This window comes from Agrobacterium sp. 5Ca39, assembly GCF_055382365.1.
The window spans coordinates 521,072-537,650 of the sequence record NZ_AP026437.1 but is presented as its reverse complement, the minus strand read 5'-3'; the positions used below and the strand labels follow the sequence as shown (position 1 = coordinate 537,650).

Genomic DNA, 16,579 nt, shown 5'->3' with positions numbered 1-16,579 from the left:
ACTTATACTTTTCCGCGCACCTTTCGCCGCTTATGCATCAGCGAGCGAATGTCTGGCACTTATTGCGGCATCACTATCTGCAGTTTGACGTCCGTTTCCCGCGCTTCCACCGCACGGTCGAAACCGGCAATACTGTCTTCGAAGGGAATGGTCGCAGAAATCAGCGGCTTCAGATCGACCTTGCCGGATGCGATGAGCGCTACGGCGCGATCATAGACATTGGCGTAGCGGAAAACCGTTTCGACCCGAAGTTCCTTGGCCTGAAGGCCGACAATATCGACCGGAACCGGATCGACCGGCATACCGACGAGCACGATTGCGCCGCCCGGTCGTGCGAGGGCGGCAACGCCAAGAATGGCGGGGGCAGCGCCCGAGCATTCAAAGACGATATCGCAGCCCCAGCCGTCAGTCGCCTCAGCGATCGCTTCAGCGAGGTTGCGCTCGCGGATATTGACGGTCTCGATGCCATCGTAAGAGGCGATGATATCGAGCTTGGGCTGGGCAAGATCGGCGACGATGACCTTCGCGCAGCCGCCCGCGAGCGCGGCAAGCGCCACCATCATGCCGATCGGACCGGCGCCTGTTACCACGGCGACATCGCCCGGCTGGATGCGGGCACGCAGCGCCGCCTGCATGCCGATGGCAAAGGGCTCCACCATGGCGCCTTCCGCAAAGGACACATTGTCCGGCAGCTTGTACGTGAAAGCAGCGGGATGAATGACTTCCGGCGTCAGGCAACCATGCACAGGGGGCGTCGCCCAGAAACGGACGGCCGGATCCACATTGTAGATGCCGAGCTTCGACGCGCGCGATGTTGCGTCGGGAATACCCGGCTCCATGCAAACACGGTCGCCAGCCTTGAGATGCGTTACCTCGGCGCCGGTTTCGATCACCGTTCCAGAGGCTTCGTGCCCGAGCACCATCGGGGCGTTGACGACGAAATGTCCGATTTTGCCATGTGTATAATAATGGACGTCGGAGCCGCAAATCCCGACCGTGTGGGTGCGGATACGCACATCCTTCGGTCCGAGTTTACCGGGAATGTCAAAGTCCCTGAGCGCGAGCTTCCCTTTTTCTTCCAGCACCAGTGCCTTCATCTCATCCTCCGTGGTTTACGATACGCCTGGCAGCGAATTCAGTCAGCGTGATGGCGCGCAACCTCGGCAAAAGTAAACAGAAATCCGCCGGAATAACCGGTTTTTCTTCACACAGGAAAAACTGTATCGAGGAGCCTGCAATTTCTCATCACTGGCGTGACGTCGTGTCCTTTCCCGAGCCGGACATGAGGACTGATTCGTCTGCCGGAGCTATTCGCCCGGCACGGCGGCGATCCGGAATGCGGCGTGCTGACAGCGCGTCGACAGCCAGAAGCAGGCCGGAACCGCATCTGGCTTGCCTGGGGATCAGGCCTGGATCAAAGCGATACCGCGGCTCCTGAAGCCGAGTGTGACGTCGCTTGCCGGCGGCAGGCCGGTTTCCGCCATATGATCGATGATGAAAAGCGTGCCGATCTCGGTTTCCACCTCGTATTCCACGTGGCCGCCCAGATAGGCGCTGTGCAGCACCCGCCCGGCAACCCCCTGCCCGCCGGGCTGACCGATTGAAATCGAGCCCGGGCGAACCGCAAGCTTCGCCGGCCCCAGCCTGGCGTTGCCTGCGGAAAGCCGATAATCGATGCCCCCAACGCGGACCATTGCGTCCGGTCCATCCAGCCTTACCACTTCGCAGCCCACGACATTCGCCTCACCCATGAAATCGGCAATGAAGGCGGAGGCTGGAGCCTCATAGAGCTCGCGCGGGGCGCCAGACTGGGCGATCTCTCCATCCTTCATCACGATGATGCGGTCGGAGACGGCGAGCGCCTCATCCTGATCATGCGTCACGTAAACCGCAGTGAAACCAAGTCTTTGCTGCAACTCACGGATTTCGGTACGGACCCGGCGGCGAAGGCGGGCATCAAGGTTCGAAAGAGGTTCGTCCAGCAGCAGCACCTGCGGCTCCAGCACGAGGGCACGGGCAACCGCGACACGCTGCTGCTGCCCACCGGAAAGTTCGGCAGGCAGGCGATGCCCCATGCCGGCAAGGCCGACAAGCTTCAGCCCCTCTTCCGCCTTTTCCCGCGCTTCCGCCTTGCGTAGCCCGGAGGATTGCAGGCCATAAGCAACATTGTCGAGCGCCGTCATGTGCGGGAACAGCGCATACGACTGGAAGACCATCGAGACATCGCGCTCGTTGGCTGGCAGCATCGTGACATCCTGATCGCCGATGAGAATGCGGCCGGACGTCGGGTGTTCGAGGCCCGCCAGCATGCGCAACGTCGTCGTCTTGCCGCAGCCGGATGGGCCGAGCAGAGTTACCAGCGTGCCTGGTTCGATGGTGAGCGACAGGTCCGGTATGGCGGTGAAAGCACCAAAGGTCTTGCGGACATTATTGAAGGTAACGGAGCCGGGCTTAACGGAAATCATGCGGTTTTCTCCTGGGCAAGAGGAACGGGGGAAGCGGATGGTAGGCCAGCGACGCGGTTTTCGCGCCGCAGCCGACGCTCGCCAACGAGGAACTGGAAGCCGGCAATGACGGTGATCATCACCACGATCAGCATGGAGGAATAGGCAATCGCAATCCCATATTCGCCGTTTTCTACGAGGCCGACGATGTAGGACGTCGCCATGTTGTATTCGGCGCTGACGAGGAAGATGACGGCGCTGATGGAGGTGATGGCGCGCACGAAGGAATAGACCAGAGCGGCCGTGATCGCGGGCCTCAGGAGCGGCAGGATGACCTTGCGGATAGTGCGGAAACTGTTGGCCCGCAGCGTCAGCGAGGCCTCGTCGAGGCTCTTGTCCAGCTGGCTCATCGCCGCAATGCCGCCGCGCACACCGACCGGCATGTTACGGAACACAAAGCAGGCGATCAGGATCAGCGCCGAGCCGGTCATTTCCACCGGAGGCAGGTTGAAGGCCATGATGTAGCTGACGCCTATGACCGTGCCGGGAATGGCAAAGCTCATCATCAGCGCAAATTCAAACAGGTTCCGCCCGGCAAATTTCTGCCGCACGATGATATAGGCCGTCAGGAGACCGACTGCGGCGGTGAGCGGAGCGGAAATCAGCGCGATCTTCATGGTCGTCCAGAACGAGTTCCAAGCAACGCCGGTCCACGCGATGGAGCCGTTGGAGAAACTCACGGAAAATGCGCGGAGGTAATGGTCGAAGGTGAGGGAATTGTCGAGACCCCAGGTCTTCACGAAACCGCCCACAAGGATCATGCCATAAACGACGATTGTGAAGGCCATCCACGGCACGACAACGGCATGAACGCCGATGGACAGGCCACGCGGAAGCGCGATATGCGCGCCGCTGTCGCCCTTTCCCGTCACCGTGGCGAAATTCTTGCCTGCCAGCCAGAAGCGTTGGGCAAGGAACGCCGAAAGCGTGAAACACAGCAGGATGATCGCCAGAACCGCGGCGCGCGACGGATCGTTCTGCGAACCAACGACAGCAAAGAAGATTTCCGTCGACAGGACGCCGTGTGTGCCGCCAAGCACCAGCGGGTTGCCGAAATCCGCCATGCTTTCGATGAAGCCGATGAGAAAGGCATTGGCGAGACCGGGCTTCATCAGCGGCAGGGAAACCCGCCAGAAAGTGCGCCAGCGGTCGGCGCGCAGCGTCTGGGAGGCTTCTTCCATGGAGGGGCTCACCCCTTCGACTACACCGATCAGCACCAGAAACGAGATGGGCGTGAACGAAAGAACCTGCGCGATCCAGATGCCGGTCATGCCATAAAGCCAGCGACCCGGCTCAATGCCGAAGAGATAGGAAAGCCATTCGGTGACGACGCCGGCGCGGCCGAAGAGCAGCGTCAGGGCCAGACCGATAACGAAAGGCGGCGTTATGATTGGCAGCACCGTCAGGAGCCGCAGTCCCTTCTTGAAGGGAAAGCGCGTACGGGTGGCGATCAGGGCAAAGCCAAGGCCGAGCACGGTCGAACCGAAGGCGGTCATCAGCGCGAGGAAGAGCGTGCGCCAGGCAACACCGCAGCGCTCCTCACCCACGACGCAGCCAAGGCTCCATATGCCGGGATCCTTGATATTGCGAATGAATCCATCGGCATTAAAGGAGCCGTCGAAATCCTGAACGGACGCAACCAGCATACTCCCGATCGGATAGAAGACAAAAACCGTAACGAGGAAAACCAGAACGGAAATGGCGCCGACGACAAAGGCATCGCCCTTCATGACACCACGTTCGGCAAGCCCGAAGGCAAAAAGAAGCACGAAGACGAACGACATGACGACGGCCCCCGCCCCCATGGACGGCTGGCCATCGGCGAGCATGCCGAAGAGATTTTCGCTGATTGTCCAGGTCCAGCCGGTAAAGCCGATGGCCAGCCCTTGCAAGGCGAGGAAGACGAGACCAGCAGCGCCAATGAATGCAAGCAAACCGCCCCGGCGCATCGGATCACGGATCGGCCGGACAAGGCATGCGGCAAGGAAGAAAATGACAATGCCGACCAGCCATGGTTTTCCATAAGACAGTATCTGCAACACACCTGGCGCATTGCTGGCGGAGGAGAAAAACCCGGACAGCCAGCGGAAGCTGTAAAAGCCGCCTTCGATGCGATACCAGGGAAGAAGAATGAGGGCGAAAGCCCCGAACGCCAGGACGATGTCCAGCCTGCGATTGCCACGTGTCATGGCCGACCTCGCTTGTTTCATGCCGATGAAAGAGTGGCGGACACCCCGGCTTCAAAAGCCGGGATGCCGATCGCCGGAGTTCAGATCAGTTGGCGACCGCACCAACTTCGCGATCCCAGCGTTCCAGCAGCGCCTTGCGCTTGGCAGGATCGCCATAGGTCTTGAAGTCGTAGTCGATGAGCTTGATGTCCTCGAACTTCGGTGCCTCTTTCGGCACTTCCGCCGTTTTGTTGGACGGCAGCTGGAAGGACTTGGCGTCCTTCATGCGCGACTGGACCTCCGGCTTCAGCGCCCAGTCGTACCAGGTCTTTGCATTGTCGAGGTTGCGGGCGCCCTTGATGATCGACATGGAGCCGATCTCGTAGCCCGTGCCCTCGCACGGAGCGATTGACTTGACCGGGAAACCTTCCGCAGTCTGGGCCACCGCATCATGCATGAAGACGATGCCGAGCGCCGTCTCGCCGCGCGCGGCCGCCTTGACCGGTGCCGAGCCGGACTTGGTATATTGCGAGATATTGGCGTTGAGCTTCTTCAGGTAATCGATGGCCTGATCCTCGCCCATGATCTGCACAAGTGAGGCAAGCGCGGTATAGGCGGTACCCGAAGAATTCGGATTGGCGATCTGGATTTCGCCCTTGAGTTCCGGCGCCAGAAGGTCGGCCCAGCACTTTGGCTCCTTGTAACCCTTGGACTTGAATATCTCGGTGTTGTAACCCCAGCCCAGCGCACCGGCATAAACGCCGACAGTCCGGTAACCCGTGCTCTCCGCCTGCTTGACCGCCCAGTCCTGCAACTGATCCAGCATCGGCGACTTGTATTCGAGCGTCAGGTTTTCCGAGGCTGCCTGCATGTGCGGATCGCCCGTGCCGGCCCACCAGATATCTGTTTTCGGGTTGCGGGCTTCCGCGCGCACCTTGGCATAGGTCTCGCCCGAAGACAGGCGCACCATATTGACCTTGATGTCATGAGACTTTTCAAAATCGCCCTTCATCTGTTCGCAGATGACGACATCGGCCGAGCAGATCAGGTTCAGTTCGCCGGCCGCCTGCGCGGAAACGGCGCTCAGTGCCGTACCGGCAAAAAGCAGAGTGGAAAGTATCGTCAGTCGCATGGTTATCCTCCTGTAGCTTGCGTCTGAATTTCGGGTCACGCGCAGACATGGCCCTGCCGATCGCGGCGCCTTGTGGCGCGCGTGCTGTCTTTTCGGGATTTTTGGTATTTGACCCTACTGGGTCTGGCTCGGGTGAATCTCGCTGTCGAAGCGGCTCAATAATCGACTTCGCTCTTCCGGCTGGCCGAAGGTGGCAAAGTCGTAATCCACCATCTTGATCATCGATATATCAGGTGCTGTCAGCGGCAATGTCGCCCAAGCGTTGGACGGCACCTGGTTCTGGCCGGCTATGGCGCCGGTTTCCTGTCCTTCAGGGCTCAGCGCAAATTCCACGAAGGTCTGCGCAAGCGCCGTATTGTGGTTGCCCTTGACAATGCTGACCGCCCCGATCTCGTAGCCGGTGCCCTCGCAGGGCGCGACGATGACCAGCGGGAAACCCTCGATCTTCTGGGTCACGGCATCATGCATGAAGGAAATCCCGATAAGAACCTCACCCCGCGCCGCCGCCTTGACGGGTGCCGAACCGACCTTGGTATAACCCACGACATTGAGGTTCAGCTTCGTCATGAAACCAAAGGCTTCTTCCTCGCCGAACAGCTGCACAAGCGTGGCGAGCATGGTGAAGGCCGTGCCGGAATAGTTCGGATTGCCGGTCAGGATATGGCCGCGATAGACGTCCTTGGCCAAATCCTTCCAGCAGGTGGGAGCGGGTAAGCTGTTTTTGGCAAGCAGTTCCGAATTATAGGCAAAACCAAGCGCGCCAGCATAAATTCCAGCCGATTTCGACCCGGACATCGCATTGAAGTTCTGCGCCCAGGGCAACAGATCCTGTTGATTGGCGGGCCGATATTCGTCCAGCAGGTCTTCGGAACCTGCCTGCAAATGTGTATCGCCGGTGCCGCCCCACCATACGTCGACTGTCGGATGGGATCGCTCGGCGCGAATCTGGTCGAGAATTTCGCCGGTGCTTTTGCGAACCATCGAAATTTCAAGTCCGGTCTTGGCTTCGAATGCCCGCTGCATGGTCACGCACCAGGCCTCATCGACGCCGCACAGGACGTTCAACTTCGGTTCGGCCATGCCATGCCCTGCGCCGCACAGCCAAAGGACCATGCTCGCCGCAAGTGCGGTCAATGCTTTCAATTAAGCCTCCCTGCCTGGAACCTCCCCGTTCCAGTCTCCATCAACAGCATGTCACATCCTGTCAGCACCGCAATCGAAGAATGGTTACCAATCTTTCACCGCACTGCCGAACAAGATTACAGATATTACAATTATGACAGGAGAGATAACCAGCGAGCCTTTGAAGATAGCCGCCACCATGCCTATGATGGTGGCGGGAGGAAGTTGCAGTGCTTAATCAGAAGGTTCGCATTCTGATCGTCGAGGACGATCCGGATATGGCCGAGCTTATCTCGGATCTCGTCGAGGCCGAGGGCTGGCTGCCCACCTGTGCGCGCTCCGCAGAGGAGGCCGCCGAGATACTGGCAAAGGACAGGATGCAGCTCGTCCTCGTCGATCACAATCTGCCTGGCACGTCCGGGCGCACCTTCGCCCAGCGGCTGCGCAGCCAGATCGACATCGGCATCGTCATGGTCACCGCCGCCGGCAGTGCCGCCGACCGGGTGCTCGGCCTGGAAACCGCCGCCGACGACTACGTGGTCAAACCCTTCGAACCAATCGAGCTCACGGCGCGGATCAAGGCCGTCCTGCGCCGGACAATTCCCTCGCTAAAACAGGAGAAGGACAGCGAGCGTGACCACGGGCGCGCGGCGCTGCGGCTTGGCGACTGGGCGATCGATCTTGATGCACGCCGCGCTGTCTGCCTCGCGGACCGCAGCCGGACACTGACGAGCGCCGAATTCGCGCTTCTGGAAGTTCTTGCCGAGACGCCCAACCAGCCCGTCAGCCGTTCCCAGATTCTCGACAGGCTGGGTTCGGAGAGCGACCGTTATATCGACAGAAACGTCGACGTGCTGGTGCTGCGGCTGAGGCGCAAGATCGAGATAAACCCCGATCTGCCGCGCCATATCAAGACCCGGCGCGGTAAGGGTTACGTGCTCCACACCGATGAGGGCGAGCCCTACCCGTGATCAGCCGCTCCTTCCTTTCCTCCATCGCCTTTCGCCTGCCCTTTGCGATCGTCTTTACCTGCGTCCTCGTCTTCAGCCTGTCCGCCATCGCGATTTACGGATTGCAGCGCGCCCGCGATGAAATGGCGGCCTATGGATTGCAGGCCTTCTCCAGTCTCGCCAAGGCCTCGCTGGTCTCGCGGCAGGTCTCCGATCTCGTCTCCAGTGCACCTTTCCTGATGAATGCCGCCTCGCCCTATCGCGTTTCCAGCGAAAGCCGCTCCGTTGTCCAGCAGGTCGATCTGCTTCTGCAGATGACAGAGCCGGGCAGCGGCGAGCGGGCAGCACGCGGCTTTGCGAGTGAGCGTATCGTTGAACTGCTGCAGCGTATCCGAGCGCAGACACTCGATCTCGCTAAGGATGCCGATGCCGCGCAGGGCCACAAGGCGGAGGCGGCAGCCGCGCTCGGCGAAATCGCCACCGGTCAGGGTATCCTCGATCCGGAGCTGCGCCGGCGGATGAATGGCATCGTACAGGCCGCGTCCGCGTCCGACAGTCTTTTTCAACTTGGCGAACTGCGCCGCCGCTATGTGGCGGAAACAACGGCGCGTCAGCAGGGTTATCCGGGCGAGCGCCTGCCCATTGCCGAGCTTCAGCCCTATGAGCGGGTTTTCGAGGCCCAGAGCCGTTACCTTCTGGAGATGTTTGCGATCCGCGCCTCGGTCTCGCGCCTTCACACCGTGTCGCGCGATCTTTCGCATGTGACCGAAACGCAGGGCGACGCGGTCGCGCGCAGTCTGAACGAAGACCTTATCTCCACCTCCGATGCTCTCAACCGGCTGCTGATCATTGTCGCCGTTGCCTCGCTGTTGGTTCTCATCGTGGCGATCTTTTCGATCCGGTCGGTGATGCGTGTCTCGCGCGGCATCGTGACGCTCTCCAACGGCATGAATGCCCTCGCCAAGGGGGAAACTGATGTCGGGCCGCCCTCCTATACGGGTCCCGAGACGGAGCTCATCCGCCTGCTCGACGCGTTTCGCGCCTTCCACGACAGCGTCGACCGTGTCTCTCGCCTCAGGCGTACGGCCGAAGCCGCAGCCCGCACCATCCGCTCCACATTCCGCAACATGAATGAGGGAATAGCGCTGTTCGATCCGGCCGGGCGGCCTATCACCATGAACCGCCGCATCATCGAACTTGTCGGGCGCTCCGGCTCATCCCGAAAGCTGCCGATCCGCCGGTTCGTCGAGCCCATTCCCGAAATCGATTCGACGCTGCTGCCCTTCGATGGTGGGCATGGGAACCTGCTGGAGCGCGCCGTGGTGCGGCATCGAACCGCCGACCAGCGGGTTATAGAAATATCGATGTCGCGCCAGCCGGATGGCGGCATCGTGCTGCTTGCCCGCGATGTGACCGCGCTAGACCGGCAGGAGGCGGAAGCAGTCAAGGCCCAGCGGCTGGACGGCATCATGCGCATGACCCACCAGGTCAGCCACGAGGTGGGTAACATGATCGGCATCATCACCGGCAGCCTCGGCCTTCTGGAGCGAGAGGCCGGTTTCAATGACCGCCAGAACCGGCATATTGCCCGCATTCGCAAGGCAGCTGATCGCGGCCGCTCCCTGGCCAGCAGCATGCTGACCATCGGCAGCCAGCAGCCCATCCATCCAAGCTGCATTAACGTGGCCAATCTCCTGCGCGGCATGGCCGATATTCTCGAGATCGCGGTTGGCCCCAAATGCCGTATTGCACTCGATCTCGATGATGATCTTCCCGCCATCCCGCTCGACCCCGCCCTCTTCGAGCAATCCATCCTCAATCTCTGCCTCAACGCCGCGGCCGCCATGCCGGACGGCGGCCTGATTTCAATCGAGGCGGCCTGCGAGAAGGATACTCTGGCGATAACCGTCTCGGACGAGGGCATCGGCATGACGCCGGAGGCCGTGGACAAGGCCTTCGAACCCTATTTCACCACCCGGGGGGACCATGGAGGCGCAGGCCTGGGACTTGCCATGGTCTATGGTTTCGTGCGCCAGAGCGGTGGCGAAGCCCACATCCATTCAAAGCCCGGTGAGGGCGCAAGGGTACAGCTGCTTTTCCCGATTCATGCCGGGCAGGCGAGATAACATTGCAGGATCGGGTGTCGGGGCGCTGCCGCCCGGGGATCAGCCCTTGCTGATGCGCAATCCATCCAGAAAGGTCCGGAAACTCCTTACGGCCCGTTCCGACGTTGTTTCCGGATCGTCAGAATTGGCAATCCACTGGGCTGCGCTGCTGCTTGCCGCATTGATGAAACGGGCACACGCCTCGGAATCGATATCGGCGATCGTTCCCTCCTGCTTGAGCGCATCGAGACTGCGCGAAACAGCGGAGATACAGCCATTGGCATTCGGCCAGCGGGATGGATCGCCAAGGACGGCCGGTCCATCGCGAAACATGATCCTCTGGATTTCCGGTTCAAGCGCCATACGGACATAGCCGACATTCTCCTCGACAAACCCTTCCCAACGCGTCGAGGCTCTCGAAGAAATCTCGCAAAGCCTTTTTGTCATCTCCGCGTCGATCTCGGCCACCACCGCCAGCAACAAACCCTTTTTGTCACCGAAATGATGATAGAGCGCACCACGGGTCAGCCCTGCCTCGGCGGTAAAATCATCCATGGAGGCCTCAGCATAACCGATACTGCCAAACGCCCTGCGTCCGGCAGCCAGCAGCTTTGCCCGCGTTTCAACAATCATTTCACTGCGAGGTTTGCGCATTTTTGCTCCAGCATCTACATACGTCGCGTATATTAGTTGACATACGCCGCGTATGCAATTATTTCATTTACATACGCCACGTATGTGTGTGGTGGATACTCCCTAAACAAGGTGCATCCGATGTCTAATCCATACAGAGAAATTTTCCGGGTTCCAGGCGCCAAAGGCTTTTCAGCTGCAGGTTTCTTTGCCCGCCTCCCCATCGCCATGGCGCCGATCGGCATCGTGGCCATGTTGTCGCAAACGCATGGCGAATATTGGCTGGCAGGCGCCGTATCGGCAACCTTCGCGCTGACCAATGCCGCCGTCTCGCCGCAAATCTCGCGGCTGGTGGACCGCCGGGGCCAAAGCAGCGTTCTCATCCCCGCGACCATTCTATCCGTCCTCGCCTTTGCGGCGTTGATCATCGCCACCAATCAGCGATGGCCGGCGTGGACGCTGTTTCTTTCCGCTTTCCTCGCCGCCGCCATGCCAAGCATCCCCGCCATGATGCGGGCCCGCTGGACGGAACTCTTTCGGGACCGGCCGGAACTGAATACGGCCTTTGCCTTCGAATCCGCGGCTGACGAACTTGTCTACATTGCGGGTGCATCGCTTTCCGTCGGGCTTGCGGTTTCGCTTTTTCCAGAAGCGGGCATGATGATCAGCACGGCATTTCTGGCGGTCGGAACATTTGCCTTTCTTCTGCAGCGATCCACAGAACCCAAAGTGCGTCCGGTCGAGGGCGGCCGTCGGCAGCGTTCTGCAATATGGCTGCGTCCGGTACAGATCATCACGGTCGCGCTGATCTTCGTCGGCTCGACTTTCGCCACCGCCGAGGTGAGCGCCGTCGCCATCACCAAGGAACTCGGCCAGCCGGAAGCAGCCAGCCTCGTCATCGGCGTCTATGCCATTGGCTCCTTCGTCGTCGGCCTGCTTCTTGGTGCGCTCAACCCGAAAACGCCGCTGCACCGGCAATTGCTGATCGCTGTCAGCGTTCTTGCCCTGACGGCGCTGCCGCTCCTCGTCGCGGGATCCAGTGTCGCCCTGCTTGCCTTTGCCGTGTTCCTCAGCGGTGTGGCAATCTCTCCCATTTTCATCACCGCTTTCGGCCTGATTGAACGCCGGGTGCCGGAATCGATGCTGACGGAAGGCGTGACCTGGGTCATGACCGGTATCGGTATCGGCATGGCACTGGGCGCTTTCGTCTCGGGATGGGTGATCGACAATTTCGGCCCGGGCAATGGCTTCTGGGTGTCGGTCGCCGCAAGCCTTTCAACGGTGACGATCATTGGGCTTGGTCAGCGCAGCCTCTCGGCGGAGCAAAGGTATCCGGGTGGGTCTCCGGCAGCGCAGCCCGCCGAATGATCCGGGCTGGCAGACACTGAAACGGACGGACCGCACCGCTTCTCATGAGTAGACGCTTCAAAAACGCTTCTCCGCGCAGGATATGCGGAGAAGTCAGTAACCGCCCGTCATGAAAATACTCTCGCCGGTCATAAAGCTGCAGGCCTGCGAAGACAGGAAGATGGCGGCGCCCACCATTTCCTCCGGCTGACCGGCTCGTCCCATCCAGTTCAGGGTCCGGACATATTCAGCCCAGCCTTCGGGGTCTTCGTCCCGGCGATGGGCATTGCGATCCGTATCGACCAGACCGGGCGCTAGAGTGTTGAGGAGAACATTGTCCTTCGCATAGTCGCGCGCCTGACTCTGGATCAGATTATGCTGCGCAGCCTTGGTGGCGGCATAGGCGGTGACGATGCCCTTCGGCCGCAACTGGTTGACCGAGCCGATGGAAACCACCCTTCCCCATTTTCGCGACGCCATGCGCGGCAGGATCGTCTGCAGCATGTCCACTGTCGACCCGAGATTGACGGCCAGCTGAAACGCCAGATCATCGGGGTTCAGCTCCGACAGTACCCCATTGATCTGGGCGCTCGCATTGATGACGAGAATATCAACCGGTGCGACCGTCTCGGCGCGCTCGACAAGATCGCGCCCGGCGCCGGGTTCGGAGAGATCACCCGCCAGCTCTTGGGCCAAGCCACCGCCGTCCGCGATACGTTGCCGCACGGCGGTTGTCGCACCCGGCTTCACGCCATGCAGGATGACATGCGCGCCGGCCCCCGCCAGCCCTTCCGCTATGGCTGCCCCTATGCCGCGGCTGGAACCGGTGACGAGCGCCGTGCGGCCTTTCAAACCAAAGACGCTTTCAAGACGCATAATTTATCCTTCGAACAGTGAAATGCGCGCGCCGGCAATTCCGGGGCGGCAGGAGAACAGGCCACCAGACAGCGGGGCGTCGGCGAGCGTGGATGCCGGCAGGCGCGTGCGGGCACTGGTGATGAAGAGCGTCGACAGGTCCGGCCCGCCGAAGGCCACACTCGACGGGCGCGGCACCGGCATCTCGATCACCTGATCCAGCTTGCCGTTCGGAAGATAGCGGCGCACGCACCAGCCGTCCCAGATCGCACACCACACCCCGCCTTCCGCATCCACGGCGAGGCCGTCCGGACGGCCGTCGGCCACGGGAATACGGGCAAATTCACGGCGCTGCGACAGGGCGCCCGTCGTCGGATCACAATCATAGGCATGGATAAGGCCGGGCACCGTATCGACGAAATAGAAGGTCCTGCCATCGGGGCTCCAGCCGAGACCGTTGGAGACGACGATGCCGCCTTCCTTGCGTTCGAATGCCCCATCGGCATTGATCCGATAAAGCGCGCCGGTGGGCTTGGAGGCATCGATGCGCATCGACCCGACCCAGATGGCACCGTCCGGCCCGCATTTGGCATCGTTCAAGCGGTTATCGCCAATGCCAGCCTCCGGGCTGACGAAGGGTGTCAGCCGGCCCGAAGTGAAGTCCAGCCATTCGACGCCATCCTGCGACGCCACCAGCAATCGCCCTCCGGAGACTGGAATGACGGCACTGACCAGCTTACCTGTCTCGCAGGTTTCGTTACGGCCGGTGGCGGGATCGAAACGATGGACGGCGGGGTGCAGAATATCCACCCAGTAGAGCGCGTTTTCGCCTTCATGCCAGACCGGGCTTTCCCCAAGCTGCGCCCCCCAGGGAAGAATGCAGCTGAGTTCGGCGCTGGGGCGTCCTGTTGCCGAACGCGGTCGTGGCCGCGAGCTGATGGCGACAGCCCCGGCGGCGCCGGTAATCCGGCGTGCAGCGGCAATCAGTTCACGCCCGGCAGGATGAATGTTGGACGCATCGAGCCGCGACGACGGCCCGAGCGCGACAAGCACACCCATCGGCGTATTGTCACGGCCCATGACGGGTGCGGCAACGGAATTCACCCCTGGCAGGTGCTCCTCATAGGAGATCGAGTAACCCCTCGCCCGCGTCAGCGTCAGATCGGCCTGAAGTGCATCGAGCGTGGTAATCGTCCGCGGCGTCTGCGCATCGAGCGTCAGCCGATCGAGCAGGGAACGGCCGACAGCAGGGTCCTGAAAGGCAAGCAGCGCCTTGCCCGGCGCGGTACAATGCAAAGGAACCCGGCGTCCCACTTCTACCCGCACGGAGAGACCGTTTGGGGAACGTTCCGCGAGATATTGCGTCATGATACCGTCCAGCCGGCAGAGCGCTACGGTCTCGCCCAGTTCGGCAGCCAACCTCTCGAGTTCGGGTGTCGCGGCCGATACCAGATCGAAGCTCTCCCAGACTTTGTGGGACATTTCGAGAAAGCGCTGGCCCAGAACATAGGTTCCACGCGCCTCATCCTGACGGACGAGCCCATAGGCTATGAGGGTGCGCAGGATGCGGGCGAAAGTCGGCTTGGGCAGGCCGGATGCGCGCAACAGTTCTGCAAAACGCGGCGGCTCCGGCGCATCGGCCACCATGTCGAGAAGGGTCAACCCCTTCGCCAGCGCAGCGGTGCCGCCCGGTGTCTCGGGTTTCATCGCGTCTCCTTCGCGAGACGCTGCCGCCTTGCGGCGGCCGCCTCTTCCAGCATCCGGTCCATCGTCCATTGTGCCTCAAACCCCAGGGTGTTTTTGATCCGCGCGTTGGACGTATGGTAATAAACGCCGTCGCCGGGAAAATCGACAGTCACGATGGGGAGGCCGGTCACCGCGGCCATTTTCGGCAGAAGCTCGGCGAAATCGGACGGCTCATCCGCGCCGAGATTGAAGATGCAGCCCGCCGCATCAGGGTGATCGAGGGCGAGCAGGATCCCCGCCACCATATCGCGTGTATCGGTTATGTGCATGCGGTATGGCCGGCCGTTTTCATTGCGCGCCAATATATGCGACGCTTCGCCGATATCCCGGGACTGTAGCAGTTCGGCAATCGAAACGTTCCCGAAATTCTGCTGCTGTTGAATGCGCGGCCGCAGGAAAAAACGCGGGCCGGAGAAGAAGCTGTCTTCATCCAGCAGCTCAGCCGCATCCTGCGTATGAGAAAAGCGCAGGATCACGGTTTCCATGCTGCCAGTCCGCTGGTGAAAGCGAACCAGTTCCTCGCCCAGAAGCTTGGTCAGGCCATAGGGCGAATTGGGGCGAAGTGGATGATCCTCGGTGACCGGCAGGAATTCGGGGCGGTTTTCCGGATAGACTTCTCCTGACGAGGCGAAGACGAACCGCTGCACGCCTGCGGCTGCGGCCGCATCCAGAAGACGGCGCGTGCCTTCGACATTGACCGCAAACATGCGGTCCCGGTCCTCCGGCGCCCACGACATAAAGGCCCCGAGATGCAGAACGGCGCTCACACCTTCCATGGCTTTGGACAGCGCCTGCCCGTCCTCCAGCGATCCGACGACCTCCTCACCGCCCGTACCCGACGGACGAAGGTCAAAGCCGCGGACCGCCCGAGCGTCCATGCGCAAGGCAGCGGCGACAGCACGACCAACACGGCCTGCCGATCCGGTGACGAGGATCATAGCCGTGCTCCGGTCTTTGCGTCGAAGAGATAAAGCTGTGCCGGATCGAAGCCGAGCTGAAGCGCTTCGTCAGCCCGAAGGTTGCCGCTATGCGAGACGCGGGCGATCAGCCCCTTGGACCTGCCCTCCTCGCCATCTGCGACCCTTGCGCCTTCCGCATCGAAATAGACGTATTTTTCCGATCCCAGACTTTCCACCAGCGTCGGGCGAACGCTGAAGGTCACCGGCCCATCGCCCAGAACGAGATGCTCTGGCCGCAAGCCCACGATCACGCTACCCTGCCTGGCAGATGCCGCCGGCAGGTTTACCTTCTGGCCGAAAACAGTCATTGCGCCGTCACGCAGTTCCGCGTTGAGGAAATTCATGCCGGGCGATCCGATGAAACCGGCGACAAAGAGGTTGGCCGGATTGTTGAAAAGCTCATCGGGCGCCGCGATCTGCTGGATGATGCCGCCCTGCATGATAACCACCCGGTCCGCCATGGTCATGGCTTCCACCTGGTCATGCGTCACATAAACGGTGGTGACACCGATACGCTTGTGCAGGGCGCCGATTTCGGCACGCATGTGGACGCGCAGCTTGGCATCGAGGTTGGACAGCGGTTCGTCCATCAGAAAGGCCTGCGGCTGACGCACGATGGCGCGGCCGAGCGCCACGCGCTGCCGCTGTCCGCCCGAAAGATCCTTCGGCTTGCGATCGAGATAGGGCGTTACCTCGAGAATGCGCGCCGCGTCATCCACCCGGCGATCAATCTCCGTCTTGTCCGTGCCGCGCATCTTCAGGCCGAAGCCGATGTTCTGCCGGACCGTCAGGTGCGGATAAAGCGCGTAATTCTGAAACACCATGGCGATGTCGCGGTCACCCGGCGCCAGATCCGTGACTTCGTTTTCGCCGATGAAGATCTGCCCTTCGCTTGCCGGTTCAAGGCCCGCAAGGATTTTCAGCATCGTCGACTTGCCGCAGCCGGAAGGCCCGACCAGCACCACGAACTCGCCGTTTTCGATCTCGAGCGAAAAGGGCCTGAGCACGTTGAGGGCGCCATAGGACTTGCTGACATTGCGAATGGAAATATTGGCCAT

The 16,579-nt window shown here is 61.1% G+C and carries 13 protein-coding genes; 3 read left to right on the top strand and 10 right to left on the bottom strand.

Annotation, left to right across the window (positions count from 1 at the left end):
- Nucleotides 1-59 precede the first annotated feature (59 nt).
- From ACZ47E_RS16270 to ACZ47E_RS16250, 5 genes are all read right to left on the bottom strand, one after another.
- On the bottom strand, nt 60-1,097 hold the full coding sequence (locus ACZ47E_RS16270; protein ID WP_004438202.1) for an NAD(P)-dependent alcohol dehydrogenase: 1,038 nt from the start codon (nt 1,095-1,097) through the stop codon (nt 60-62).
- A gap of 306 nt (nt 1,098-1,403) precedes the next feature.
- The gene (locus ACZ47E_RS16265; RefSeq protein ID WP_464017032.1) at nt 1,404-2,465 is read right to left on the bottom strand and encodes an ABC transporter ATP-binding protein; all 1,062 of its coding nucleotides are present in this window, start codon (nt 2,463-2,465) and stop codon (nt 1,404-1,406) included.
- A complete protein-coding gene (locus ACZ47E_RS16260) occupies nt 2,462-4,693 on the bottom strand; it encodes an ABC transporter permease (protein ID WP_464017031.1) in 2,232 nt (743 codons plus the stop codon). Before ACZ47E_RS16260 ends, ACZ47E_RS16265 begins: the two co-directional genes overlap by 4 nt.
- An 85-nt stretch (nt 4,694-4,778) precedes the next feature.
- A complete protein-coding gene (locus tag ACZ47E_RS16255; protein WP_003503939.1) occupies nt 4,779-5,804 on the bottom strand; it encodes an ABC transporter substrate-binding protein in 1,026 nt (341 codons plus the stop codon).
- Nucleotides 5,805-5,918: 114 nt separating this feature from the next.
- The gene (locus ACZ47E_RS16250) at nt 5,919-6,917 is read right to left on the bottom strand and encodes an ABC transporter substrate-binding protein (protein ID WP_464017186.1); all 999 of its coding nucleotides are present in this window, start codon (nt 6,915-6,917) and stop codon (nt 5,919-5,921) included.
- A 239-nt stretch (nt 6,918-7,156) separates the two neighbouring features.
- On the opposite strand from ACZ47E_RS16250, the gene ACZ47E_RS16245 reads away from it, so the two are divergent.
- Together ACZ47E_RS16245 and ACZ47E_RS16240 are read left to right on the top strand one after the other, a co-directional pair.
- Entirely contained in the window at nt 7,157-7,897 is a 741-nt protein-coding gene (locus ACZ47E_RS16245; protein ID WP_464017030.1) for a response regulator transcription factor, read from the top strand.
- Entirely contained in the window at nt 7,894-10,002 is a 2,109-nt protein-coding gene (locus ACZ47E_RS16240) for a sensor histidine kinase (protein WP_207590940.1), read from the top strand. The genes ACZ47E_RS16245 and ACZ47E_RS16240 overlap by 4 nt, the downstream gene beginning before the upstream one ends.
- A gap of 39 nt (nt 10,003-10,041) precedes the next feature.
- Here ACZ47E_RS16240 and ACZ47E_RS16235 read toward each other — a convergent pair whose 3' ends face one another.
- Entirely contained in the window at nt 10,042-10,635 is a 594-nt protein-coding gene (locus ACZ47E_RS16235) for a TetR/AcrR family transcriptional regulator (RefSeq protein WP_464017029.1), read from the bottom strand.
- Nucleotides 10,636-10,755: 120 nt separating this feature from the next.
- Here ACZ47E_RS16235 and ACZ47E_RS16230 point away from each other — a divergent pair, with 120 nt between their 5' ends.
- The gene (locus ACZ47E_RS16230) at nt 10,756-11,982 is read left to right on the top strand and encodes an MFS transporter (RefSeq protein WP_464017028.1); all 1,227 of its coding nucleotides are present in this window, start codon (nt 10,756-10,758) and stop codon (nt 11,980-11,982) included.
- Nucleotides 11,983-12,075: 93 nt separating this feature from the next.
- Here ACZ47E_RS16230 and ACZ47E_RS16225 read toward each other — a convergent pair whose 3' ends face one another.
- From ACZ47E_RS16225 to ACZ47E_RS16210, 4 genes are read right to left on the bottom strand one after another with little or no spacing between them, the layout of a single operon-like run.
- Complete coding sequence (locus ACZ47E_RS16225) at nt 12,076-12,837, bottom strand: SDR family NAD(P)-dependent oxidoreductase (RefSeq protein WP_464017027.1); 762 nt, start codon at nt 12,835-12,837, stop codon at nt 12,076-12,078.
- A 3-nt stretch (nt 12,838-12,840) separates the two neighbouring features.
- Entirely contained in the window at nt 12,841-14,592 is a 1,752-nt protein-coding gene (locus ACZ47E_RS16220) for an SMP-30/gluconolactonase/LRE family protein (protein ID WP_172965675.1), read from the bottom strand.
- The gene (locus tag ACZ47E_RS16215; RefSeq protein ID WP_464017026.1) at nt 14,520-15,500 is read right to left on the bottom strand and encodes an NAD-dependent epimerase/dehydratase family protein; all 981 of its coding nucleotides are present in this window, start codon (nt 15,498-15,500) and stop codon (nt 14,520-14,522) included. Before ACZ47E_RS16215 ends, ACZ47E_RS16220 begins: the two co-directional genes overlap by 73 nt.
- Nucleotides 15,497-16,579 carry an ABC transporter ATP-binding protein gene (locus ACZ47E_RS16210; RefSeq protein ID WP_464017025.1) on the bottom strand — a complete coding sequence of 361 codons (1,083 nt, stop codon included), beginning with the start codon at nt 16,577-16,579 and terminating at the stop codon, nt 15,497-15,499. The genes ACZ47E_RS16215 and ACZ47E_RS16210 overlap by 4 nt, the downstream gene beginning before the upstream one ends.